The organism is Janthinobacterium saanense (assembly GCF_014200675.1).
Lineage (GTDB): Bacteria > Pseudomonadota > Gammaproteobacteria > Burkholderiales > Burkholderiaceae_D > Janthinobacterium.
Genome location: NZ_JACHCI010000029.1, coordinates 1 through 24,316 on the forward strand (window position 1 = coordinate 1; position 24,316 = coordinate 24,316).

22 protein-coding genes are annotated in these 24,316 nt (G+C 61.6%); 8 read left to right on the forward strand and 14 right to left on the reverse strand.

The features are described 5' to 3' along the window. Positions 1-158 precede the first annotated feature (158 nt). From HDE72_RS25795 to HDE72_RS25810, 4 genes are read right to left on the reverse strand one after another with little or no spacing between them, the layout of a single operon-like run. Positions 159-1,310 carry an ABC transporter permease gene (locus HDE72_RS25795; RefSeq protein ID WP_183748052.1) on the reverse strand — a complete coding sequence of 384 codons (1,152 nt, stop codon included), beginning with the start codon at positions 1,308-1,310 and terminating at the stop codon, positions 159-161. Beyond that, positions 1,307-2,485, reverse strand: a complete 1,179-nt coding sequence (locus HDE72_RS25800; protein WP_183748054.1) for an ABC transporter permease — start codon at positions 2,483-2,485, stop codon at positions 1,307-1,309. The genes HDE72_RS25795 and HDE72_RS25800 overlap by 4 nt, the downstream gene beginning before the upstream one ends. Positions 2,486-2,491: 6 nt before the next feature. After that, entirely contained in the window at positions 2,492-3,469 is a 978-nt protein-coding gene (locus tag HDE72_RS25805) for an HlyD family secretion protein (protein WP_183748056.1), read from the reverse strand. After that, on the reverse strand, positions 3,466-4,881 hold the full coding sequence (locus HDE72_RS25810; RefSeq protein WP_183748058.1) for a TolC family protein: 1,416 nt from the start codon (positions 4,879-4,881) through the stop codon (positions 3,466-3,468). The genes HDE72_RS25805 and HDE72_RS25810 overlap by 4 nt, the downstream gene beginning before the upstream one ends. Before the next feature lie 262 nt (positions 4,882-5,143). On the opposite strand from HDE72_RS25810, the gene HDE72_RS25815 reads away from it, so the two are divergent. After that, positions 5,144-6,025 (forward strand): chitosanase, encoded by an 882-nt coding sequence (locus HDE72_RS25815; protein ID WP_311735287.1) that lies wholly within the window; start codon positions 5,144-5,146, stop codon positions 6,023-6,025. Positions 6,026-6,040: 15 nt separating this feature from the next. Here HDE72_RS25815 and HDE72_RS25820 read toward each other — a convergent pair whose 3' ends face one another. The 4 genes from HDE72_RS25820 to HDE72_RS25835 all read right to left on the reverse strand — a co-directional run bounded on the left by HDE72_RS25820 (position 6,041) and on the right by HDE72_RS25835 (position 12,275). Next, positions 6,041-7,696 carry a bifunctional aspartate transaminase/aspartate 4-decarboxylase gene (locus HDE72_RS25820; RefSeq protein ID WP_183748060.1) on the reverse strand — a complete coding sequence of 552 codons (1,656 nt, stop codon included), beginning with the start codon at positions 7,694-7,696 and terminating at the stop codon, positions 6,041-6,043. Between the two features lie 63 nt (positions 7,697-7,759). After that, the gene (gene aspT, locus HDE72_RS25825; protein ID WP_183748062.1) at positions 7,760-9,448 is read right to left on the reverse strand and encodes an aspartate-alanine antiporter; all 1,689 of its coding nucleotides are present in this window, start codon (positions 9,446-9,448) and stop codon (positions 7,760-7,762) included. Positions 9,449-9,486: 38 nt separating this feature from the next. Next, on the reverse strand, positions 9,487-11,172 hold the full coding sequence (gene aspT, locus HDE72_RS25830) for an aspartate-alanine antiporter (protein ID WP_311735288.1): 1,686 nt from the start codon (positions 11,170-11,172) through the stop codon (positions 9,487-9,489). A 215-nt stretch (positions 11,173-11,387) separates the two neighbouring features. Then, positions 11,388-12,275, reverse strand: coding sequence for a substrate-binding periplasmic protein (locus HDE72_RS25835; RefSeq protein WP_183748064.1), 888 nt, complete (start codon positions 12,273-12,275; stop codon positions 11,388-11,390). 248 nt (positions 12,276-12,523) lie between these two features. Between HDE72_RS25835 and HDE72_RS25840 the strand changes: the two genes are divergently transcribed. The 7 genes from HDE72_RS25840 (at position 12,524) to HDE72_RS25870 (ending at position 19,973) form a co-directional block, all read left to right on the forward strand. Further along, on the forward strand, positions 12,524-12,751 hold the full coding sequence (locus tag HDE72_RS25840) for a heavy-metal-associated domain-containing protein (RefSeq protein WP_183748066.1): 228 nt from the start codon (positions 12,524-12,526) through the stop codon (positions 12,749-12,751). A gap of 101 nt (positions 12,752-12,852) precedes the next feature. Next, entirely contained in the window at positions 12,853-13,275 is a 423-nt protein-coding gene (locus tag HDE72_RS25845; RefSeq protein WP_183759341.1) for a hypothetical protein, read from the forward strand. 252 nt (positions 13,276-13,527) lie between these two features. Next, complete coding sequence (locus tag HDE72_RS25850) at positions 13,528-17,586, forward strand: Pls/PosA family non-ribosomal peptide synthetase (protein ID WP_183748070.1); 4,059 nt, start codon at positions 13,528-13,530, stop codon at positions 17,584-17,586. Further along, positions 17,586-18,113: a 4'-phosphopantetheinyl transferase family protein gene (locus tag HDE72_RS25855; RefSeq protein WP_183748072.1), complete on the forward strand. Its 528-nt coding sequence runs from the start codon at positions 17,586-17,588 to the stop codon at positions 18,111-18,113. Before HDE72_RS25850 ends, HDE72_RS25855 begins: the two co-directional genes overlap by 1 nt. 198 nt (positions 18,114-18,311) lie before the next feature. Continuing rightward, a complete protein-coding gene (locus HDE72_RS25860) occupies positions 18,312-19,217 on the forward strand; it encodes a LysR family transcriptional regulator (protein ID WP_183748074.1) in 906 nt (301 codons plus the stop codon). Between the two features lie 61 nt (positions 19,218-19,278). Further along, positions 19,279-19,506, forward strand: coding sequence for a protein L (locus HDE72_RS25865; RefSeq protein ID WP_183748076.1), 228 nt, complete (start codon positions 19,279-19,281; stop codon positions 19,504-19,506). Between the two features lie 62 nt (positions 19,507-19,568). Next, positions 19,569-19,973, forward strand: a complete 405-nt coding sequence (locus HDE72_RS25870) for a hypothetical protein (RefSeq protein WP_183748078.1) — start codon at positions 19,569-19,571, stop codon at positions 19,971-19,973. A gap of 72 nt (positions 19,974-20,045) precedes the next feature. Here HDE72_RS25870 and HDE72_RS25875 read toward each other — a convergent pair whose 3' ends face one another. The 6 genes from HDE72_RS25875 to HDE72_RS25900 form a co-directional block, all read right to left on the reverse strand. Further along, positions 20,046-21,074 carry an RNA methyltransferase gene (locus tag HDE72_RS25875; RefSeq protein WP_183748080.1) on the reverse strand — a complete coding sequence of 343 codons (1,029 nt, stop codon included), beginning with the start codon at positions 21,072-21,074 and terminating at the stop codon, positions 20,046-20,048. Positions 21,075-21,091: 17 nt separating this feature from the next. Next, entirely contained in the window at positions 21,092-21,433 is a 342-nt protein-coding gene (locus HDE72_RS25880) for a zinc ribbon domain-containing protein YjdM (protein WP_183748082.1), read from the reverse strand. Between the two features lie 120 nt (positions 21,434-21,553). Continuing rightward, complete coding sequence (gene dmeF / locus HDE72_RS25885) at positions 21,554-22,516, reverse strand: CDF family Co(II)/Ni(II) efflux transporter DmeF (protein ID WP_183748091.1); 963 nt, start codon at positions 22,514-22,516, stop codon at positions 21,554-21,556. 14 nt (positions 22,517-22,530) lie between these two features. After that, positions 22,531-22,809 (reverse strand): metal/formaldehyde-sensitive transcriptional repressor, encoded by a 279-nt coding sequence (locus tag HDE72_RS25890; protein ID WP_183748093.1) that lies wholly within the window; start codon positions 22,807-22,809, stop codon positions 22,531-22,533. 127 nt (positions 22,810-22,936) lie between these two features. Continuing rightward, entirely contained in the window at positions 22,937-23,305 is a 369-nt protein-coding gene (locus HDE72_RS25895) for a YXWGXW repeat-containing protein (RefSeq protein ID WP_183748095.1), read from the reverse strand. 180 nt (positions 23,306-23,485) lie between these two features. Then, positions 23,486-24,196 carry a DUF2325 domain-containing protein gene (locus tag HDE72_RS25900; protein WP_183748097.1) on the reverse strand — a complete coding sequence of 237 codons (711 nt, stop codon included), beginning with the start codon at positions 24,194-24,196 and terminating at the stop codon, positions 23,486-23,488. Positions 24,197-24,316 lie beyond the last annotated feature (120 nt).

The following is a 24,316-nucleotide window of genomic DNA, read 5'->3' on the forward strand; positions in this document are numbered from 1 at the left end:
CAAATCAACTTGCGCGATTCGCCGTAAAATGGTGCTTCGATGTGTAACCTATGTCTCCCGACAAAGTGTTACCCATGTCTCCCGACTAAACACCCTGAGGGTCCGACCCCAGCCTTTCGCTGGGGTTACGAAAACGAAATTATTGCATACCGTCTCTGTTACACCTTGTTCAAATCGACAAGCGGCGGCGCCATCCTGGACCAGCGCCAGCAGCCCAGCGCCACGCAAGCAACCAGCAAGGCCAGCAGCCCCGCTACTTCATGGCGGATTTCATACAGCGACGCACCCAGCTGGTTCAAGGCGATAAAGCCCTGGATGCCGGCCGTCGATGGCAGCAGCCAGCGCAGCCACTGCAGCACGATGGGCATCGATGAGACAGGCCAGGTCAGGCCGGCCAGGAACAAGATCGGCATCGAGGTGGCGATCATCAACTGCGTGCCCCGCTCTCGCGTGCGGAACAACATGCCCAGCAGCATGCCGAACGCCGCTACGGCGAGCGAAAACAGTAGTAACAACAACAGCAAACCACCAAAATTGCCGCCACGCGGGTAATCCTGGAACCAGAATACGAAACCAAAGAAATAGCAGCAGTTCAGCAAAGCCACGGAAGCAAACGCCAGCAGCATGCCAGCATAGCCGCCCACCGTGCGCGGCCCTGCCAGCGGAAAACGCTTGCGCTGATACCAGGTACCGAACAGCATGGTCATGCCGATCAGCAAGGTCTGCTGCACGATCAGGGTCGCCACGCCGGGCACGACATACGCGCCATAGCCTTCCGTGACGTTGAACAGGGGCACGGCCTCAAAGACTATCGGCGAGCGCTGCTGGCCCGCCTGGATGGCCGATGGCGTGACCGCACCCAGGCGTTTGAGTTCGATGCCGGCCGACACCGTGCCCACCACTTCCGCCAAGCCGTTCAAGGCCGCCTTGTTCAGCATCAAGTACAAGCCATTGCCTGCCACTTGCGCGTGGGCGGCGCGGCCCGCCAGCACATCGGTCTGCAAGCCTTCGGGAATGATCAGCACACCCATCACCTGATTACTCCACAACAAATCCTGCGCCACAGGCAATTCGGGCGTGATGGCCACCACGTGCAAAGACGGATGGGCCATGGCAAAACGGGTCAGCTGGCGCGACATGGCGCTGCGGTCCTGGTCCACCACAGCCACCGGCACGCGCTGGACGATTTCCTTGGCATAGGGCAGCGGATAAAAGAAGGAGTACAGCACGCCACCCACGAACAGCAGGGTCAACGCGCCCTTGTCCGTCAGCATGGCGCGCCAGGTGGCAAAAAAGGCTGTCCAGATCATGTGCGTCCCCAGGCGGCGGGCAAGTTGGCGCGGCGGGCCAGCAGCAACAGACCCAAAGCGCCGCAGACTATGGCGAACGCAGCCAGTATCAGCATTTGCTGCAGACCATAGTGCCACGGCGCACCGGCCAGCCAGTATTTGCTTTGCAACTGCAGATAATGCGTGAGCGGCAAGGCTTCGGCCCAGGCGCGCGCTGGCGCCGGCATGGCCATCAGGGGAAAGGCCTGGCCAGCAAACGCGAAAGCCGGTGCCGTGATAAAGGCAGCGCCCGACAGCGACAATCTTAACGACAAAGTCGCGGCAATCAGCAGCAAGGCCAGGGCGCAATAGGCTAGCACCAGCAAGAACATGCTCATGAGCAGCCCCACCAGACTGCCCGCCACGGCCCAGCCGCGCCCCAGGCTAAAGAACAGCAAGTACAGCAGCGCCAGCAAGGTGTAGGCCATCAAGGGGAAAACCAGCTTGGCGGCCACGGCGCGCAGCCAACTGCCCTTGGCGGAAATCAACCATTGCGGCACCGTGCCATCGCGCAACTCGCGGCCTATGGTGGTGACGACGGCGATCACGATAAAGATTTGCAGCATGGATGGCATCAGCGCCAGGGTCAAAAACGCTTCATAGCTGATGTTCTCGTTGTACAAGCTATTTAATTGCGTGCGTATCGGTTCGAACTGGGCCGCTGCCTGGATGGTGGAAACGCCCTGCTTGGCCCGCGCCGTCATCTCTATACCTGCCGACAAGGTGGTCGTCACCGTGCGCACATCGCGCGACAAGGCGCCCGCATGCGAGGAAAACTGCGCGTTGTACAGCCATTGCACGGTGGCTTGCCGGCCACCCAGCAATTGCTTTTCAAAATCACCGGGTATCACCAGGTAGCCAAATACGCTGCGCTCGCGCAGCAAATGCAAGGCTTGCCCGCTCGATGCCAGCTGCTCGTGTACCTCGATACCGGGCGAGGCGTCCAGCCAGCGCGTCAGCTGGCGCGACAGTGCGGAGTTATCCTTGTCGATCACGGCAATCGGCAAGTCGCGCGCGATGCCGGCGGAAAAGATCAGCCACAAGATACCGCACAGCAGCACGGGTATCCAGCTGAGCATGCCCAGATCCCAGAAGTCGGCACGCAGGCGTGCCCACTCCCGCGTGATCGCCCCTGGCTGCTGTGGTGTCTCAGGCATGGGGTATCAGAGCGGCGGAAACACAACCGACATGCCGGGGCGCAAACCATCGACCTTGATGGCCGGGCGCAAGCGGATTTCAAACGTGCGCAAGTCGGTGCCGCCCGGACGCGCCGCGCGCCAGGTGGCAAAGTCGGGCATCACGGCCACCGAACTGACCTTGAAACTCAGTTGCTGTTTTAATGCCGGCACATTGGCCGTGTGCGTGCTGCCCATGGTAAACGCGCTCATTTCATCCTCGCGCACCTGCAGCACGACCCAGGCATCATCGAGGTTGACCAGGGTAATCACGGGGAAACCCTGCGGCGCCAGCTCGCCCGGCTGTATCTGGATCTTGCTGACCTGGCCCGTGACGGGCGCGGCAATCTTCGTTTCCGACAAGGCGATCTGCGCTTCCGTCAGCACGGCACCCACCTGGCGCGCCTGGGCGGCGGCGGCCGTCCTGTCTTCCGGACGGGCGCCCTTGTTGGCCATATCGTACTGGGCGCGGGCCGCCTGGGCCAGCTGATCGGCCGCCTGCCATTGCGCCTGTGCCTCGTCGCGTTTCTGGCGCGCAATCACGCCTTCAAGAAACATATTATTGACCCTTTCATAGGTCGTCCTGGCAATGACCGCACCCGTCTGCGCGCGTTCCCAGTTGGCTTTCGCGGCGCGGATTTCCTCGGGGCGGGCGCCCGCTTCGGCCTTTTTGGCCACCGCGTCGGCTGCCTGTGAGGCGGCGGTAGCCTGGACGATCTTGGCGTCCACTTCAGGGCTGGTCAGCTGGAACAGCAGCTGCCCTTTCGGCACTGTCTGGCCGAGCTTGACGTAGAGTTCGCCCACCCGGCCCGGCACTTTCGACGAGACATTGACTTCCTGCGCATCCATCTGGCCCTGCAAGGGCAGCCGCTGTGGCTGAAAAGCCTGGTACAAGCCCCAGCCCACGAAAGCCAGCACAACAATGCCTGTAATGAGCAACAAAGGTTTTTTAGAGGATGTACTCATGGCGTGCTGTCCAGTGGTAATTGAATATCGGCCGCTGCCGCCAGGCTGCCCAGGCGTTGCGTCTCGCCCGTGGCTTCCAGCAGTTGCGCCAGGCCCATCACATAGTTGTAAGCCGTTTGCGCGCGCTGGGTCTCGATCCTGGCCAGGTTCAAACGCGCATCGATCACTTCCAGCGACGTCACCTGCCCTTGCTTGAAAGCCACCGATTGCAAACGGATATTTTCACGCGCCAGTTCCACCGACGAGGCCGTGGACAAGAACTGAATGCGCGCATTTTCCAGCGCGCGCCAGTTCTTTTCGATCAGGGTGGGAATATCGCGCTCGGCCTGGCGCGCCGTCACTTCCACCCTCTCCTGGTCCAGCTTGGCGGCCGAGATCATCTTGCCGGTGTTGATGCGGTGCACCAGCGGCACCGCCACCACCACACCGACCGCCCAGTTCGAGCGCACCAGTTTTTCGCTACCCCGGTTCAGGTTGTAGTTACCAACGGCAAATACGGTGGGGCTGTATTCCTTGCCATGCAGACGCAAAGCCTGTTCCGTCTGGAAACGCTTGCTATCGATCTTTTTCCAGGCCGCATTCTCGCGCATGCCCGTGCTGATAAACGATTGCAAGGTACCCACTGGCAAGCTGTTCACGAACAGCGGCGTGCCAGGCCGCACTTGCACGCGTGCATCGAGCAAACGGTCGAGTGCCACCTGGGCCACTTCTTCATCGCTGCGTGCCTGGGCCTCATCGCTGCGGGCGCCGTCCAGCGCCACATCGGCGCGCAAGCGTTCGGCGCGCGAAATCAGACCGCCCTTTTCCAGCTTGGCCGCGTCGCGCTGGTGTTCCGTCACACCGGCCGTCACCTCGGCCCGCACGGCCACCACGCGCTTGGCCAGCAATAACTGGAAATAGCGCTGCGCCACCAGGGTAGCGAGCTTTTCTTCCGCCTCGATGCGTTCGGCTTCCGCTTCCCTGGTCATGCCGGACGCCAGGCCTTTCACGGCGTCGAGCCGCCCGCCCGTGTAGACGGGCCACATGCCGACCAGGCCGAAGGAGGTCAGGTTGGTGACCACTTCGCGGTTCAGGGAATTGGGTATCTCGGGAATCGGCAAGCCCGGCAGCGCCGACTCGATGCCGCCGGCCACGCCTGACAAACGGCTGGTATCGATATTCAAGTCGGTCGACAGGCGGCCGCGAAACGCCGTCAAGTCGACGGAAGGACCATCGATATTCGACAGCGCTTCCGCCTTCAGGGTCTTGGCGCGCACATCGAGCACCGCGCCCTGCACCTGACCTGAAGCGGAGGCCGCCTGCTGCAGCGCTTCATTAAAGGTCAGCGGCATGCCGGCCTGGGCCTGCCCTTGTGCGACGGCAGGCAACACTAGAGTCAGCAGCAATATGATTGCGCGTGGCGCTACATCCATGGGGTGTCCTGTCTATACATGAGGGGAAAGCACGGCAGACCTGTTGCACTTTCGCAATGGCAATTATAGCCACGGATATCCGCGGCGGCCTGCACTGTTGGAATGCGGACACACGCGTCACGGCTGCGCTGAAGCTGAAGAAAAATTCTTTTGGGAAATTGTTTCCTATGATATTAAAATCGGCAATGGCGTACCAAAACGAGCGCAGGCCAAGCTTAGCTGGCAAAACGAGACGCCACTCAACCACCATAGGGTATTGATCATGCAAAAATTCGCAGCACATCCTGGCCTGCCCCGTGCAGCCGTATTACTTGCCATAATGACATTAAGCGCTTGCGGCGGCGGAGAACAGCCCGGCGGCGATGCCGGCAATGTCTTGATTTCCAGCACAGTCGCGAGCCAGACAGATGCAAACGCCGCTGCGGCGGACGGCTTGAGCGCGCCGGCAAAAAAAGAAATCGCCATGCAACTGGTCTCGAGTTCAGAAAATTCCTCGCTGGACTGGAAGGCCCAATACGCCTATATCGAAGACATCGGCGATGGCCGGGGTTATACGGGCGGCATCATCGGCTTTACCTCGGGCACCAGCGACATGCTGGAACTGGTCACGGCTTATGACAAGATCAAGCCGGGCAATCTGCTGAGTCCATATCTGCCGGCATTGCGCAAGGTCAATGGCAGTGCATCGCATGCGGGACTCGATCCGAATTTCGTCAGCGATTGGCAGAAGGCGGCCCAAGACCCGGTGTTCCAGCAAAGCCAGAACACCCTGCGCGACAATGAATACTTCAATCCGGCCGTCAGCCTGGCCAAGCAGGATGGCTTGCGCACCCTGGGCCAATTCATTTATTACGACGCCATCGTCATGCATGGCCCCGGTGCCGATAGCCAGAGTAATAGTTTCCAGGGCATCCGCGCCCAGGCCCAGTTGAAAGCATTGCCGCCATCCAGGGGAGGCAATGAAACAGCCTATCTGAACGCCTTCCTCGACGTGCGGCGCGCACTGATGCAAAGCGAACCTGACCATGCTGGCAACCTCGACCGCCTCGATACCCAGCAGCGGCTGTTCCTGCAAAACGGCAACCTGGACTTGAATACGCCGCTGAACTGGAAGGTCAACGGCGATTCCTACCAGATCCGCTAAGCAGTCTGGCCGGCGTCAGCCTTTCTTGCCGCCGGCTTTCACTGCCTTCGCTGGCTTGGCTTTCGCCGGCTTGGCAGCCACCTTGCCCCCCTTCTCCTTCTCGAACACGGCAAAAAATTCCGAGGCCATGCCACGGATGGCGCGGCCGATATTGGCGTAATCGTATTCGTTCAGGTTGGCCAGCGACACCCTGCCCGACGGGTGGGTCGTGCCAAAACCTTTGCCCGGCAGCAGGATCACGCCCGTTTCTTCGGCCAGGCGGAACAGCGCCTCGTTCGGTTTCAGCTTTTTCAGCAGCCACTGCGAGAATTCCACGCCATGCATTTGTGCAGACAAGGATTCCATGTCCAGCAAATGGTAGTAGCGCACCGAATTGACGTCATGCACCATCGGCAAGCCCAGTTCACGGTATAGCGCTTCCTTGCGGCGCAGCACGATACGCTGCATGGACTGCTTGTATTTCTGCTCTTCATCCATCAGCGAAAACAGCGAGAACAAGGTCATCTGCGCCTGCACGGGCGTGGACAGGCCGGCCGTGTGGTTCAGCGCCACGGTGCGGCTGTCGGCCACCAGGCGGTCGATGAACTTGAGCTTGCGCGGCTCGGTGGTGATCGAGTGGTAGCGCGCATCGAGCTGCTTGCGCACGGTTTCCGGCAGCTTGGCGATCTTGTCGTCGAGCACGTTGGTTTCATGCGTGGCCACCACGCCCATGCGCCAGCCGGTCGCGCCGAAATATTTCGAGAAGGAATACACGAGGATGGTGTTGTACGGACACATGGCAAACAGCGACACGAAGTTGTCGGCAAAGGTGCCATACACGTCATCGGTCAAAATGATCAGGTCCGGGCGCTGCTTGACGATGCCGGCGATATAGTCCAGCGTTTCATCGTCGATCTTGACGGACGGCGGATTGCTGGGGTTGACCAGGAAGAAAGCCTTGACCTTGGGGTCGAGCAGCTTGTCCAGTTCCTTGCGCGTGAATTGCCAGTTGTTCGATTGCGGCGCATCAATATAAACAGTGTTGAGCTTGTAGTCGTTCAACTGCGGAATCTCGATATACGGCGTAAAGATGGGCATGCCCAGCGCGATCGTATCGCCTTCCTGGATGATATGGTTCGATTTCAGGCTGGCAAACAGATAGGTCATGGCGGCCGTGCCCCCTTCGACGGCGTACATGTCGAAGTGACCCACGAAAGGATGGTCGCCCACCATTTCGCGGTGGATATACTGGCCGACGATTTTCTCTGACAATCGCAGCATGCGGTCGGGCACGGGATAGTTACAACCCAGTATCGCTTCGCACATTTCGTAGATAAAATCGCCGGCGCTCAAGCCCAGCTGGTCACGCACATAGGACACGGCCGCCTCGATGAAATGCACGCCCGGCGTGCCTGCATGCTGGCGCACGAAAATCTCGAAGCGCGCCTCGATGCCCTCACGCGTGGGGAAGCCGCCCACGTCTTCCATGTAGACGTAGGAACGTTCGGCTTCCGTCATGGCGAACTGGCCGAACTGGAAAAAGCCGTGGCGCGGTGTGGTCGCCAGGAAATTCGGGTTGCCGCGACCTGCATTGAGCATCAGCCGGTTGCTTTGCTGGGCCGTCTGTATCAGCGCATCCTTCAATTCAAATGGGCTCAACAGGGCAAGTTTGGCTGGGTTACTGAAATCCATGGAAACAACTCCTTATCAACATCGTTGGTGAACGCTCCCGGAGGGAGGCGGGATAGAGCAAACTCAGACAAAGGCCACCACGAGCGGGCCCAGCAAGGTAAGGAAAACATTGGCCAGCGCATAGGTAATGGCGAAGGGCACGGTGGGAATCGAGTTTTGCGCCGCGTTCAATACCTCACCAAAGGCCGGATTGGCGCTGCGCGAACCGGACAAGGCACCCGCGAAGATGGCCACGTTGTCGTAGCGCAAAATGTAGCGGCCGATCAGCATGGTCAAGATCATCGGCAAGATGGTCACCACCACGCCCACGCCAAACAGGGTCAGGCCGTGTTCGCGCACGGTTTGCACGGCTTGCAGACCGGAAGTGAGGCCCACCACGGCAACAAAACCGGCCAGGCCCAGGTCTTTCAGTATCTGCACGGCGCCATTCGGCATCCAGCCAAAACTCTGGCGCTTGGCGCGGAACCAGCCGAAGACCAGGCCAGACAGCAGCACGCCGCCGCCACTGCCCAAGGTCAGCGGTATCGAGCCGATACGGGCAACCAGCAAGCCCAGCAGCAAACCGACGACCAGGCCGGCGCCCATGTAGACGAAGTCCGTCTTGGCGCTGGGCACGATCATATAGCCGACTTCGGCCGCCACCCGCTTGACGTCTTGCTCGGCGCCATAAATCGTCACCACGTCACCCGTCTGCACCACGGTGTCTGGCTGGAGCGGCAATACTTTCCCCATACGGCTCAGTTGCACGACAAAAATGCCGTGACGCACGCCAGGCGCCGTGCCGCTGCGAATTTCGCCCACCGTCTTGTTGTGATAAGCCTTGTTGGTCAGCACCATCTCGCGCCGCTGCATCACCAGCTCCATGCCTTCCTCGGCATGCACTTCGCGGCCCAGTTGCGAAGACACGCTGAGCATGGCTTCGCGCCGGCCCACCAGCAGCACGATATCGTCGGCCGCCAGCACCAGGTCGGGACTCACATCGATGATCTGCCCGTTGCGCTTGACTCTTTCTATCGTGATCGCTGCCGCAGGGTTGGCGCTTTCAATCTCGCTGACCGTACGGCCCGCGCCGCCACCGACCAAATAGATACGGCCTATCAAATCAGGCGCGGCCGGCGTCTGGCCCGGCCCCAGCACTTGCACGCCCGCTTGCAGCGCCGTTTCCGCCTTGATCGCATCTTCGCGTATGCTGCGCCCCATCAGTTTAGGCAGGATATTCATGCACACGATGATGGCGCCAAACGAACCGAAGACATAGGTGACGGCATAACCGACCGCCACATTGCCTTGCAGGCGAGCCACTTCATCGGCCGCCAGGCCCAGCTTGGCAATCGCGTCGCCGGCCGTGCCGATGATGGCCGACTGCGTCAAGCCGCCCGCCGCCACGCCGGCCGCCAGGCCCTTGTCTAGGCCAAAAATCTTTGCCATGATGACCACCGTCAACAGGGCAGTCACCGCCAGCACCACCGCCAGGACGATTTCGCGCACCGACTGGCGGCCCAGGGAATTGAAGAACTGCGGCCCGCTTTCATAACCGACCGCGTAGATAAATAGCGCAAACAGCACCGATTTGACGCCAGGGTCGATCTCCACGCCCACCTGGCTGATCAGCACGGCCACCAGCAGGGAACCGGCGACACCGCCCAGCTGGAACTTACCGAATTGAATCTTGCCGATGTAATAACCCACCGCCAGCGACAGAAACAAGGCAATTTCAGGCGACTTCTTGAATAGTTCGTGCAGCCAATCCATGCCAACCACCTTTCGTTTTAAAAAACTCTTTGATCCAGCTAAGAGACATGCACGGAGCCCGCCAGGGCCACGATCAAGGGCCCCATCAGAGGCAACACCACATTGGAAATCGCGTACGTAATCGTGTAGCCCAGCAAGGGCGTGGAATTGCCGGCTGCGTTTTGCACGGCCGACAATGCCGGCGTGCTGCATTGCTGGCCGGCGATGGCGCCCAGCAAGATCGGCGCCTCCAGCTTCAGCAGAAAGTGTCCTACCAACAGCGAGATCGAGGCGGGTATGACGGCGATCAGCACCCCCATCAATGGCAAGGACACGCCGTACTGGCGTATCAGGTCGATCGCCTGCGGCCCCGAGGCCAGGCCCACGCAGGCGATGAAGGTCGCCAGGCCGATATCCTTGAGCATGTCGAGCGCGCTTGGATGAATGCCGGGCAGCCCCGGCTTTTTCGATTGGTACCAGCCAAACACCAGGCCCGTCAGCAAGGCGCCGCCACCGGTGCCCAGCGAAAACGGTATGCCGCCCAGCTTGGCGGCAAAACTACCGATATACACGCCGAGCACGATGCCGATGCTGGCATACACGATGTTGCTGCGGTCGCCAGTGGGCACGCGCTTGCCGATGGCGGCGATGGCGCTATTCAATTCCTGGCCCTCGTTGGCGCCATACAGGCGCAGCACGTCATTGTTTTGCAGCGGCAAGTCCGGCAGGGGCGGCATGCTGTGTTCACCGCGCACCACGGCCGCCACATGCACGCCATGCGGCAAGGCCAGCTGGCGCAAGGGCTGGCCCACCATGGCTGCTTGCTGCAGCACCACTTCGATGGCGGAAACAGCCATGTTCAAGCCATTGGTGTCGGCAAATTCCTGGCCCAGGATCGCCTCGGCCGCCACCAGCGCGGGCCGGTGGCCGATCACCAGTACTTCATCGTTATTGCGCAAACGCAGGTCCGGCGTCAAAGGCAAGGCCTTGCCATGGCGGCGCACGCGCGTGATGCTGGCGCGGCCCGCGAAGATGTGTTGCAAGGAATCGAGGCGGCGCCCTGCCCCTGTACTGATACGGTAAGCGCGGCCGACCATTTCCGGCGTTGCCTGCAAGCCGTCGGCATCCGCGTCGGCGCCGCCCATTTGCGCCCACAATTTGTCTGCCTCTTCGCGCAGGTTGATGCGCAGCAGCAAGGGAAATATCTGGCTGGTGACGATCACGATGGCGATCAGGCCAAAGATATAGGTGATGGAATACGCCGTCACCACGTTCGCCTGCAAAGTGTGTATGCGTTCGGGCGACAGCGCCAGCTTGGAAATGGCGTCCGTGGCGGTGCCGACGACAGCCGATTCGGTCGCCGCCCCGGCCATCATGCCGGCTGCCGTGCCCTGGTCCAGCCCCAGAAAATAGGTAGCGAGCAATACCAGCGCCAGCACGGTCACCACTTCGATCAGACACAAGATGCCCAGGCGCAAGCCCTTGGCATTCAGGTTGGCAAAGAACTGGGGACCGCCCGCGTAGCCGAGCGCAAAGATGAACAGCATGAAAAACACGTTCTTGACGCTGGCGTCGAGGGTGACACCCAGTTGCCCGATCAGCAGCGCCACGATCAGGGTGCCGCACACACCGCCCAGCTGGATGGGACCAAAACGTATCTGACCGACCGCGTAGCCCAGGCCCAGGGCCAGGAACAAGGCCAATTCCGGCACCTGATGCAATACCGCCGCGATCATATCAAGCATACGCACCTTTTAGACAAGGTCAGGCAAAAGGCCACATACGGGGGGAACAGGGGTACCGTACAGCTCAGAAGAGAGAGTACCAAGGTGGGAGCATGTTCAATTAAAATTTTCCACGTGTCAACACATGTTCTGTTGAACTCGTATTGCGTTTGATCAATGCTGGTGCGGGTATTTACATCGAAGATTTGAGCCGCATCAATAGTTTTACAGGCAGACTAAAAATGGGAAGGGTTAAACCATAGTTCTTTTCGGTGCAAAGGCGTTTCCGGTGGCAAACCGGCATTGCGCAACTCCAGCACGCGGCGTTGTCCCAGGTTCAGGTGCTGGACGACTTTTCCGAAGTGCTGCAGGAATAATTGCTGGAAACTGCCGTCGGCCAGCGCCTTTTCCAGGCCCGTTTCCAGGTCGCGCGCCAGTTGCGGACGCTGCTTGCTAACAAAGAAATACATGGCCGCAGGGTAACGCATCACCAGATAGGCATCGATCGCCAGCGGCAAGTGCGCATGGCTGGCCAGTTCCTGCCCGGCCTCGATCACGGAGCGGGGGAAATAATCGATGCGCCCTATCGCCAGTTGCTGGAACAAGCCTTCATAATTGCTCGACGTCTCCACCCGCAAGCCATTGTCTTGCAAGATGGCCGTGTCGGGCCAGTCGCGCATCTGCCCCGCCGACAGCGTGCGCAGGTCGGCCAGGGTGCGCGCCTGGCGCAGCAGTTGCGGCTGCGCGGCGCCCACCAGCGCCACCCGCCAGCCCAGCAGCCCCCGGTCGAGCGGGATGCGCACCGGCAGCAATTGCGCCTCGCGCAGGCGGTTGGTCATGGTCCAGACGATATCGACACTGCCCGTGCCCAATTCAATTTCGCGTATGGCACGCGTTTGCACCATGCGCTGATCGGAACTGCGCAAGGCATAGGCCTTGCCCGAGCGCAGCAAAGCCAGCTGCAGCAAGGCCAGCACATACTCCAGATGGGGATCGTCTTCGCCCTGATGGCGCGGATAAATCAGGGTATTGGCACGCCCCGGCGACACGGCTGGCATGCGCGTGCCAGCGCCGGCCAGCATGGGCCAGGTGCAGCACAGCGCAAGGAAGGGACGGCGCAGCATCAGACGGTTTCCTGTTCCAGTGTCGTCAGAATTATCAGAAAGACATTATCTCGCAGCCCGCTCAACTTGTCGAATGGAATGTGAAAACCTGCTGCGCGATCCCTGGCCCCGCTTTACGCATGCGATGGAACGTACAAATGGATCTGCATCAAGAAAGCGTGAAATAGTAAAAAAATACCGTGCACGGCTGGACGGCATGCCCCAGCCTCGCCTACACTGCTTTTTTATATAAAAAGCAAGGAGAAACGATGCAAACAGCACGACTGAGTATTAGCGGCATGGATCACGAAGGCTGCGCCGACACCCTGACGGGCGTCCTGGAAGCGATCGATGGCGTACGCACTGTCAGCGTCTCGCTGGCGCACAACGACGCCACCGTGCAATACGACGAGCAGTTGGCCACGCAAGAACACTTGTTGTCGGCCGTCAATGACGCAGGTTTTATCGGCGAAGTGCAGCTGGAAGCCACCGTCTGAGCTGATGCCTGGCAAGGCGGAGCAAGTTAACTGCGGCGGACATGCGATTGCGCCATCCGCTGTAAAATGCGCCACCGCTATCGTTGGACACCCGCACCGCCATGACCCGCACGCCGCTACTGATTTTCCTGCTGACACTTTTCCTCACCACCCTGCAAGTGCAGTGGGCCAGTCCCGGCGACAGCTATGGCTACGATGCGGGCACGCTGGGCGTGCTGTCGCCGGAAGTGCTGGGCGCTTATCCTGGCGTATTGCTATTGTTCCTGCTGGCCGTCTTCGCACGCCGGCACATGCCGCTGCTGCGCCAGGCAGCCATCGGCACGGGCTTGCTGGCCGTCTACTGGCTGCTGGCAAATTACATCACGTTTGACGCGCGCGTGGCCAGTTGGAGCACTTATACGCCGTTCGAAATCTGGGGCCAGGTACTGCCCGCTTCCCTCTTCAGCATCGCCGTCTGCGGTCTGGCCCATTTCAGCGCCAGCTGGCTGATTTTGCGTCAAACGCGCGGCAAGAAAAATCACTGAATCTCACACTCAACGTCACTCTGTATCGCGGGTTTTACATACTGTCATCAGTGCGGCGGGTCCGGCACTGGCAATTCGACAAAAAAATTATCCAAAAGCCATATAAATCCCGTGTTTCGCCACGCGAATCCGTGCAGACCAGCCCTCGCTTGCTGTAAGGTATAGCTTGCGCTGGAGACACGCGACGACACCGTACGCAACACTTGGCGCAAGCAGCCCGATTCCTTTTAGCGACACCAATAAGCATCACCCATGAACGATTCCAACCCAGCCAGCCCAGCTTCTGCCTCGCCCACCCACGCGGACATCCTGTACGGTCCACCGCGGCCCGACCTGCTGCGCGACGAAGTGCTGGCTGATTTGCTGGAGGCGACGGCCCGCCGCTGCCCCGAACACATCGCCCTGATCGACGGCGAGCGCCGCCTCACTTACGCCGAACTCGATGCACAGGCCGGACTGGCAGCGAGCCGCCTGGTCGCCGCCGGCGTGCGGCCCGGCGATATCGTGGGGCTGTGGCTGCCGCGCGGCGCCCATCTGCTGCTGATGCAGGCGGCGATTGCCAAGGCAGGCGCCGCCTGGCTGCCGGTCGATGAAGACACGCCCGTCGAGCGCCTGCAAGTATGCCTCGATGACGCCAATGGCGCTGGCGTGGTCAGCTGCGCCGCATTCGCCTCGCGCCTGGCCGATGCCGGCGTCCAACGCCCCGTATGGACGGCGGAAAAGCTGCTGGCGCCTGCCGCGCCTGGCGAAGACTTGCCACTGCGCGGCGAGGTGCGCCCCGAACACCCGGCCTATGTAATCTACACCTCCGGTTCCACCGGCAAGCCGAAAGGCATCCTGATCAGCCAGCGCAGCATCTGCCACTTCCTGCGCAGCGAAAATGCGGTGCTGGAAGTGCGCCAGGACGACACCGTCTACCAGGGCTTTTCGGTCGCCTTCGACATGTCGTTCGAGGAAATCTGGATCGCCTATCTGGTGGGCGCCACCCTGTGGCTGGGCCCCAAGGAAATCTCGGGCGACCCGGAAGCGCTACCGCGCGCACTGGCCGCAAACCAGGTCACCGTGCTGCACGCCGTGCCGACCTTGCTGGCCCTGTTCGCCGAAGAGGTGCCCAGCCTGCGCCTGATCAACCTGGGCGGCGAGATGTGCCCGGAGTCTTTGGTCGAGCGCTGGTCGCGCCCGGACCGGGCCATGTTCAATACCTATGGCCCCACGGAAGCGACCGTGTCGTGCAGCCTGGCGCGCTTGCAGCCGGGCCAGACGGTCACCATCGGCACGCCGCTGCCCAATTATGGCTTGCTGGTAATCGCCGTCACCGAACCGGGTGAAGTGCGCCCATTGAGCTTGCTTCCACGCGGCGAGACGGGCGAGCTGTGCATCATCGGCCCCGGCCTGGCCGAAGGCTATCTGGGCCGCCCTGACCTGACGCTGGAAAAATTCCTGCCCAATCCCTGGAGTGTGGGCGATGATGATGCGCGTCTGTACCGCACGGGCGACCTGGCCCGCATCGATGCCGACGGCCAGGTGCTGTGCCTGGGCCGCGCCGACGACCAGGTCAAGATCCGCGGTTTCCGCGTGGAGCTAGGCGAAATCGAAGCCGTGCTGGCGCAGCAGGCCGGCGTGGGCACGGTGGCCGTCCTGCTGCGCAAGGATGACGGCATCGACCAGCTGGTGGCCTATATCGTCGCTAGCGACGAAGCGACCGGCGACGCCCTGGCGGCCAGGACCCTGCGCGCGGCGCTGAACCTGCATCTGCCGCCGTATATGGTGCCGGGCCGCTTTGAACTGCTGCCGCTGATGCCGCGCCTCACATCCGGCAAGATCGACCGGAAGGCCTTAAAAGCCATGGCGCTGTCGGCCCCGCCGGCTGGCCAGGCAGGCGAATCGGATTTACCGGAAACGCCGGCCGAAGCGGCCCTGTTCGCGGCGCTGGCGCAGCTCTTCCCTGGCCAGCCGATACTGCGCCATGCCGATTTCTTTACGGACCTGGGCGGCCACTCCTTCCTGGCTGCGCGCCTGGCGTCCAGCCTGCGCGCCAACCCGGCCTATGCGCACGTGACGGTGCGCGATATTTATCATAACCGCCAGATCGGCAAGATCGCCGCCGTGCTGGGTGTAGCGCCAGCTCTGGCCACGCCGGAAGCCGACTGGACGCCGCCATCAAACACCAGGCGCTGGATCTGCGGCGCCGCGCAAGCGGCCGCCGTACCGCTGCTGGTGACACTGCGCATGGCGCAATGGATGGCGCCCTTCTTCACCTATCACTTTTTCACGGGCGACCCTGGCGACACGGTGGCGCGCGCCATCGCCGCCTCGATCGGCGTGTTTTTGCTCGCTACCCTGGCCGAATTTGCCATAGCCATCGGCGGCAAATGGCTGATCGCCGGCCGATTGAAACCGGGCAATTATCCGCTGTGGGGGCTGACCTATTACCGCTGGTGGCTGGCCGACCGCCTGGTTGAATCGGCGCCCGCTTATCTGCTGAGCGGCTCCTCCCTCAATAGCTGGTGGCTGCGCGCACTGGGCGCCAAAGTGGGCAAGGAAGTGGTGATCGGCTCGATGACCTTGCGCGCGCACGATTTGCTGGAAATCGGCGACAACGTCAGCGTGGGCAATGCCGTCAATTTTGAAAACGCCCGCGTCGAACGGGGCCGTCTGCTGCTGGGGAAAATCGTCATCGGCAACGATGCCAGCATCAGTTCCTACGCCATCATGGAAGGCAATACCAGCATAGGCGCTTACGGCCACCTGGAAGGCCAGTCGGCGCTGGCCGATGGCGCCAGCGTGCCGGATGGCCGCATCTACACGGGTTCGCCCGCGCGCGACGCCGGCGCCTTCGATATCGCCGGCCAGCGGCCGCGCCCCGCCGTCTCGCGCTTGCGCCTGACGGGCGAAGCCGTGTTCTTTTGCTTCGGCATGATCTTGATCGCCGTGCTGTTCTTCATGCCCGTGTTCCCGACTTTTGTCTTGATCGACTGGTTCGACGAGCGCGAAATGATGCCCTGGCTGCAGGGCCGCGACGTGACGACGCAGCTGGCGCGCTACTTCCTGCTGTCCTTCCCCGCCAGCGGCGTGCTGATCATCCTCACGGCCCTGCTGTCGGCCGCCATCCGCTGGGGCGCCATGCCGCGCCTGAAGCCGGGCAGCTCGCCCGTGCACAGCAATGTGTATTGCGCCAAGTGGCTGGTCAGCCATATCCAGGAATCGAGCCTGAACGTCTTGCATGGCATTTACGCCACCGTGTTTGCACCGTACTGGTACCGTTTGCTGGGCGCCAAAGTCGGCAAGGGTGCCGAGATTTCCACCGCGCTGGGCGTGGTGCCCGACATGCTGACCCTGGGCGACGACACCTTCATCGCCGACGCCGTCATGCTGGGCGATGAACACATCGATGGCGGCTGGATGACCATGCGCGCCACCGTGATTTCGCACCGCAGCTTTGTCGGCAATGGCAGTTATATCCCGGACGGCACGGTGCTGCCCGAACACGTGCTGATCGGCGTGCACACGCTCGCGCCGCGCAATGATCAGATGAAGAGCGGCGACACCTGGCTGGGCTCCCCGCCGATGCACCTGCCCGCGCGCGAGCAGGTCAGCGGTTATGCCGAACACCTGACCTTCAAGCCGTCGCCGCTGCGCCGCCTGGGCCGCAGCCTGATCGAAGCCTTCCGCATCATCTCGCCGCACGCGGTGGTGATCGCCGTCGGCTACACCTTGGTGCTCGACATCATGCCGATGGCGGGCGCCGGCCGCTGGGGCGAAGTGGTAGCCGACCTGGCAATTGCCGGTGTCGCTTACGGCATCGGCAATTTCCTCGTCGTCGTGCTGTTCAAATGGCTGCTGATGGGACGCTACCGCAAGCATGCGGCGCCCATGTGGACGCCCTTCGTATGGGTCTCGGAAGGCGTGACGAATCTGTACGAAGGCATCGCCGTGCCGAACTTCATGCGCTATCTGCGCGGCACGCCATGGCTGCCGCTGGCCTTCCGCCTGCTGGGCTGCAAGATCGGCCGTGGCGTCTACATGGACACCACCGATATCACCGAATTCGATTGCGTGCATATCGGCGACTACAGCGAATTGAACGCGCTGACCTGCCCGCAAACGCATCTGTTCGAAGACCGCGTGATGAAGATCGACCACGTGGAAATCGGCAAGCGCGTCTACATGGGCCCGCGCAGCTCCGTGCTGTACAGCGCCAAAGTGGGCGACAACGCCCGCCTGGGCCCCTTGACCCTGGTGATGAAGGGCGAACACATCCCCGCCGGCAGCAACTGGGCCGGCTGCCCTGCGGCGCCGCTGCGCAGCTGATGGCGTTCAGCATCGTCTGGTCGGCAGATGGCGTGCTGGTGATCGCCATCGCCGCCCCGCCCTCCCGCCCGGAAGCGCGCACAGCGCTACGATCGGCTGTACGCCAGGCGGCGGCGCAATGGCTGTCGATCGATATCGACAGCATTTCAGTAGAGTCCAGCCCCGGCCAGGCACCCAGTCTGCTGCTGGCCGGCGACACGGTGGGCCTGTCGATCAGCCACGACGAAGGACTGTCGCTGGCCGCCATCCATTTGCATGGCAAGGTGGGGCTCGATGTGATGCGGGTGGTGCAGATTCCCGACTGGGAAATAGTGGCCCGCGATTATCTGGGACCGTCGGTCGCTGCCAGCCTGGCAGCCTGTTCGGCCATCGAACGCCCATTGGCGCTGGCGCAGGCATGGACGGCACGTGAGGCGACGCTCAAGTACGCAGGCTTGCAGCTGGCGGAATGGTCCGATGCGATCTTCGATTGCCGCTTGCAGACGCTGCCCGTGGCGCTACCCTACGTCGCCACCCTGGCTTGTTAATCTTCCCGCCCTTCGTCAGCGCATCCGATCTGGACGAAAATCAGTTTTGCGATAATACTGACGAGCACTCCCAATATTGCTATCAATTCCAGCATGGTCTTTCCTTTGCAGTGATGGCGAACGAAGCCACTGTAACGTGGACGTCATTGCAAAGCTAATATCAAATAAGGCGGTCAACGATCTCGAAATGGCATACGAATGATCTCCATCAAACAGTTCCGGTATTTTGTCGAAATCGTCGATGCGGGCAGTTATTCGCGGGCGGCGGAAAAACTGTATGTCGCCCAGTCGGCGCTGAGCCGGCAAATCAAGGAACTTGAAAACGCAGTGCAAGCACTGCTGCTGACACGCGATGCGCGCCATATCGAGCTGACGCCGGCCGGCCAGGTATTTTATGAACGCAGCAAGCGTATTCTGGAGGATATCGATGAAACGGTGCGCCAGACACGCCACGTGGGCCAGGGCGCACAAGGCATCATCCGTTTTTTGCATTCCAGTTCCGTGACGCTGACGCCCGCCATCGGCGCCCTGCTCAATCGATTGCTGGCGCAGTTTCCCGGCGTGTCGCTCGACATCTCGAAAGACTCGTCGGAAAACCAGGCGCTCGACATCGAGGAAGGCCGGGCCGACCTGGGCCTGGTGCGCCTGCCCACCTTGCGCAAGCATGCCAATATCATCGTGCGCGAACTGTACCAGGAAAAACTGGTGCTGGCCGTGTCGCAGGATTCGCCATTGGCGGCCCAAACCCGCACCAGCATCGCCGCCCTGCGCGATCAAGCCTTCGTCTCGATTCCGCACAAGGACCGCGGCGGCCTGAGCTATCTGGTGGCAGGCATGTGTCTGGCCCAGGGATTTTTTCCAAAAGCGGCGCGCGCCCTGTCGCGCAAGACCACGCAGCTGCACCTGATCGAGGCTAACCTGGGCATCGCCATCGTGCCCGACAGCATGCGCCTGGTCGCGCCACCCGGCGTGCGTTTTCTCGACCTGCCCGAAGAAGAATCGCCATCGACCGTGGCCCTGATCTCGCCGCGCGCAGCCAGCGGCATGGTGGCGGCTTTTGCCGATGCGTTTGTGCGCGAGATGGCGGCTGGCGCCAGCCTCTAGCGGACGCGGGTACGGGGCGTTGTATGCCAGAATGAGGCTCCGTTCACTACCAGAGGAAGCCATGGCCGATTACAAGAATCCCAGCTTTGTGGCACGCTCCATGCATCCCCGTTTCGATGAACTGACCTCGCCCGGCGAAGCCGTGCCCTATTCCGGCATCTACCGCTGCGACGGCTGTGCGCATGAAATCGTCTCGACGGAAGGCCACGTCATGCCGCCTCAAAACCACCACCAGCACACGAGCGACCAGGGAGCGATACGCTGGCGCCTGATCGTTTGCCCGCGCTGATTGACAGCGTGCGCGCACCGGCCGATACTTGACTGACATTCAATGGCCAGTGGAAGTCCCGCATGCCCGTGCCCGATTTTGAAATCCGCAAGGAGTGCCCGCCGCAGCTGTGCGATTGCGCGCGCGACGAGCTGCTGGGCGATCCACAGGCGAATATCGCCATCCTGCGCCTGACGCAGATGGAAGAAAAGCGCTTGCTGGTGCATATCGAGGGCATCGCCAGCCATGCGCAATTGAAGATGCTGCAGCAGCGGCTGCAGCAAAACCTGGGCGTGGTGTTGCAGATTACGCCGGGCGGCAATGAAGTGCGCACCATGCGCGGCTTTCAGATTGAGCTGCTGGAGCAGCCCGGCCTGTGCCGCAAGACGCGCGCGGCGATACCCGCCGCCGTGCGCCGCTGCCTGGCGGCGCACCCGGAAATTGCGTTTGCGATTTTGAATGAAAACGATTTGCTGGGTGGTGGTTAACCCAACGGCAAAGGCTGGGGTCGGACCCTCAGGGTCCGACCCCGGGGTTTGATTCTGGGGCTAGAGCGCACATTAAACCCCACGAATTTCAATCACCTTCCGCCCCTTGGCCGCCCGCGCCCGCAACTGCCCGCAGCCGCCTTCCACGTCCTGCCCGGCCGAATCGCGCAGCTTGGTCAGCACGCCACGCTCGTGCAGGGCGCTAGCAATCGCGCGCGCCTTGTCCCAGCTGGGACGCTGGAACGGCAGGTCGTCGATGGTGTTATACGGGATCATATTGAGCACGGCGTACTTGCCCTTCAGGAGCGCGACGATGCCATCCATCTCGTCCTCGCCATCGTTGACGCCTTCCATCAAGGTCCATTGATACTGCACCGGATAGCCGGTCAGGCGCGCATAGCTGTCGCCGAAATCGACCAGTTCCTGCGGGCTCAAACGGGGTGCGCGCGGCAGCAGCTGTTCGCGCAGTTCGCGCTTGGTGGTGTGCAAGGAGAGGGCCAGCGCCGGCTTGACCCGGCCTTGCGGCAAACGCTCGAAGGCGCGTGGGTCGCCGACAGTGGAAAACACCAGGTTCTTGTGGCCGATATTGCCTTCCGTACCCAGCAAGTCGATCGCTTCCATCACATTGTTCAGGTTATGCGCCGGTTCGCCCATGCCCATGAAAACGACTTTTTTCACGGGTCGCATGGTACGCGCCAGCACCACCTGGGCCACGATTTCGCCGCTGGTGACTTGCCGTATCAAGCCGTCACGGCCCGTCATGCAAAACTGGCAGCCGACGGCGCACCCCACCTGGCTCGAGACGCACAGGCCGTCGCGTGGCAGCAGCACGCTTTCCACCGTCTGGCCATCGTGCAAACCGACCAGCAAACGCGCCGAACCATCGGCGCCGGGATGGGTGCTGAGCAATTTCAGCATGCCCTGCAATTCGGCGTCCAGCGCCGGCAACGCCTCGCGCACCTGCAGCGGCAAAAAGTCTTCGGCGCGGCGCCGGCCCTGGTCATGCGATTGGGCCTGTATCCAGTCGCGCAGCACGCGCTGCTCGTGCAGCGGCTTGGCGCCCAGTGCGCGCAGGCGCTGGCGCAGGTGATCGATTTGCATGGGGATAGGTGAAAGGCTTAAACCTTCTTGACGAACTCGGTCTTCAGGCTCATCGAGCCGAAACCGTCGATCTTGCAGTCAATATCATGGTCGGCATCGACCAGGCGGATGTTCTTGACCTTGGTGCCCATCTTGACGACACCGCCGCCGCCCTTCAGCTTCAAGTCCTTGATGACGCTGACCGTGTCGCCATCCTGCAGGAGATTGCCGGCCGCATCGCGGTAGACCCTGGCGCCCTCTTCCACCGCTTCGCCCGCCGTGGCAGACCATTCATGCGCGCATTCCGGGCATACCAGCTGATTACCGTCCTCATAGGTGAATTCGGAGTTGCATTGCGGGCATGGTGGTAATGTGCTCATGGTTGTTTCTGTTCTCAGTCTGGTGAACGGCGCCTGGCCGTAAAAGGCGACAGTATACTGCCTACGCCGGGCATCAGCGGGCTTTTTTACCCGCAGATACCCGGCGCTTCTTCACCGCGATCAAGAACGGCGCACTATCTCTATCGTGCTGTGGACGATTTCTTCATGGATGGCGATGCGCGCGCGCAGCTCGCCCGCCGTCAAGCCTGGATCGCGGCTGACCACGGACAGCGCACATGAATACAGCTGTTTGCCCACCCGCCAGACGTGCAGGTCGACGATGCGTGGCGTGTCGCCGCCCTTGTCCACTTCCACCGCCTCGCGGATTTCTGCCACTACCGGGTGGTCCATCTCGCGGTCCAGCAAGACCTTGGCCGTATCCCGCATCAGCTTTTTCGCCCACAGCGCCACCAGCACGGCGCCCAGTATGCCCATCACGGGATCGAGCCAGTTCCAGCCATAAGCCCAGGCGCCGGCCAGCGCCACGATGGCCAGCACCGAGGTAGCAGCATCGGCCAGCACATGCACATAGGCCGCCTTCATGTTCAGGTCTTCGCCATGCCCCGCGTGCGCATGGTGGTCGTGATGATCATGATCATGGCCGTGCTCATGATCGTGCTTCCCGCCCAGCAGCAGCGCGCACACCAGGTTGACAGCCAGGCCGAAGGCAGCCACCGCCATCGCTTGCGGATAATGAATCGGCTGCGGCGAAAACAGGCGTTCCAGCGACGCGGCCACCATCAGCACGGCCACCACTGCCAGTAAAATGGCGCTGGTGTAGCCAGCCAGAATCTCGATCTTCCAGGTGCCGAAGGCAAAGCGCGGGTCGCGTGCATAACGGCGTGCGGCGGCGTAGGCAAAGGCAGTCAGGCCGATTGCCACGGCGTGTGAACTCATATGCCAGCCGTCGGCCTGCAGCGCCATCGAGTTGTACCACCAGCCGGCGACGATTTCCAGCACCATGGTGGCCAGCGTAATCCACATGACGATGCGCGCGCGGCTTTCCGCCTTGACGCTGGCGCCGCCAAACACATGTTCGTGCTGCCAGGCGGAGAGGTCTTCCCTGCTTGCGTGATATTGCATGATAACTCCCGGTTTTATTTTAAATAAGTACGCAGGATGCCGACGATTTCATCGGCTCCCCTGGCCCGCTGCGCATCGCTGGCGATGTCGGGACTGGCCACGTGTTCGCGCAAATGCTCTTCGATGACTTCCGCCATCAGGCCATTGACTGCCCCGCGCACGGCCGCGATCAGCTGCAGCACCTCGCCGCATTCACGCCCCTCGTCCAGCCCCCGCGCAATGCCTTCCACCTGCCCCTGGATACGCTTGACCCGGTTCAGCAGCTTGGTCTTGTTCTTGGCTGTATGCCCCATATCGCCCTCCGATAAATACTATAGGGGGGTATACTATCAGGAAAAATCAGGACGGTGTAAACATGAAAAAAGCCGCACATCACGATGATGTGCGGCTTCAATTTGCAGCGATCCCGTGAACCCGGTGTTAGCGTTCCCAGTGGCCGTGCGACCATTCCCATTCATTGTGCGCCCAGCGCCAGTGTCCCGGCACCCAATAGTGAGCCGGGCTGGGGGCGACCGTAATCTGCTCGACGATCACCGCCGGCATCGGACGCGCAACGCCCTGGTACCAATGACCGGGCTGCCATTGCCAGCCATGGTCGCGCCACGCCCAGTGGCCCTGTATCCACGCGTAGCCCGAAGCCGGCGCTGGCGGGATCACTTCCTGGATCAGCGCTGGCGCCTGGCGCACCACCGGCGGATGGTCATGCACCACCACTCTTTCCTTGACCACGGTGGTGCAGCCACTTAAGGCGATGGCAAACGCCGCCGCATAGATTAATTTATGTTTCATTTTAGATATCCTTGAACTCGGCGTTATGGAAAATCAAACAGATTTCCCCGATAGGCGGCGGTGCGGGAGCAAGCCTCCCTGCCGCCTCATGCCATTAACGGTTTAGTTCGCAGATGAGCTGTATGCAAGGCGTTTCTACTGTAAGCAGATGTAACTGCAACAGCACTTTGTTCTGGAGTATCAGGAAACCAATGTTTCCTTGCGCACAAAATGCATGGCTTGCGGCTGGTCCACCAGCACGCATTGCTTGCCGGTGCGCTTGCAATGGTCGTGTACGCGCCAATACGCGTCGTGGCTGACGCAGCCCGTCTGGCAAATCACCAGGTCGGCCGCCACCAGGCTGGCCTCCAGGGCGGCGGCATCTTCGGCGCCATCGCCAGCGCCCGCATGATGCAGGAAGCGGCCACCGGCATGCTCGATGGCCTGCTGCGCGACATACACGCCGCCGGCAGCCTGGCCCAGGTCCTGGCCCACGCAGAGTACCGACTTTTCGCGCAATTGCGCCAGCAGCTCGGGCTGCAAGGGCGCTGCTGACCTTGACGGCTGTGGCAGGGCCGATGGCGCCGGCACCCACTGCAAACGCAGCAGTTCGCGCATCAAGTCCTGCACCCGCTCGCTGAGCCACTCGACCCGCCGCGCCAGTCTCACGCGCGTGGGCAAGCCTGGCGCCGCTGCGCCCAAGGCCGCCAGCTCTTCACGCACCAGCGCCAGCTGCGTGTCGCGCATGACAACCTTGGCCTGCGTGCGCATCAGTTGCGCTTCCAGCTGCGTGATACGCGCCGCCTGTTCGGCCAGTTGCGCGCTGCAACGCGCTTGCGCCCGCCCATAGGCATCGAGCAGCACACGGTGCTCATGCGCAATCAATGCCTCGTTATCTGCCAGACTGCTCATCGTACCCTCCTCTGTCACGCCAAACGCCGCAACTCGCCTGTTACACCTCGCCTGTTACACCTCGCTGATAGATATTATAAATGGGAATCATTACTATTTGTGTATGGTCCGTGCAGGCTG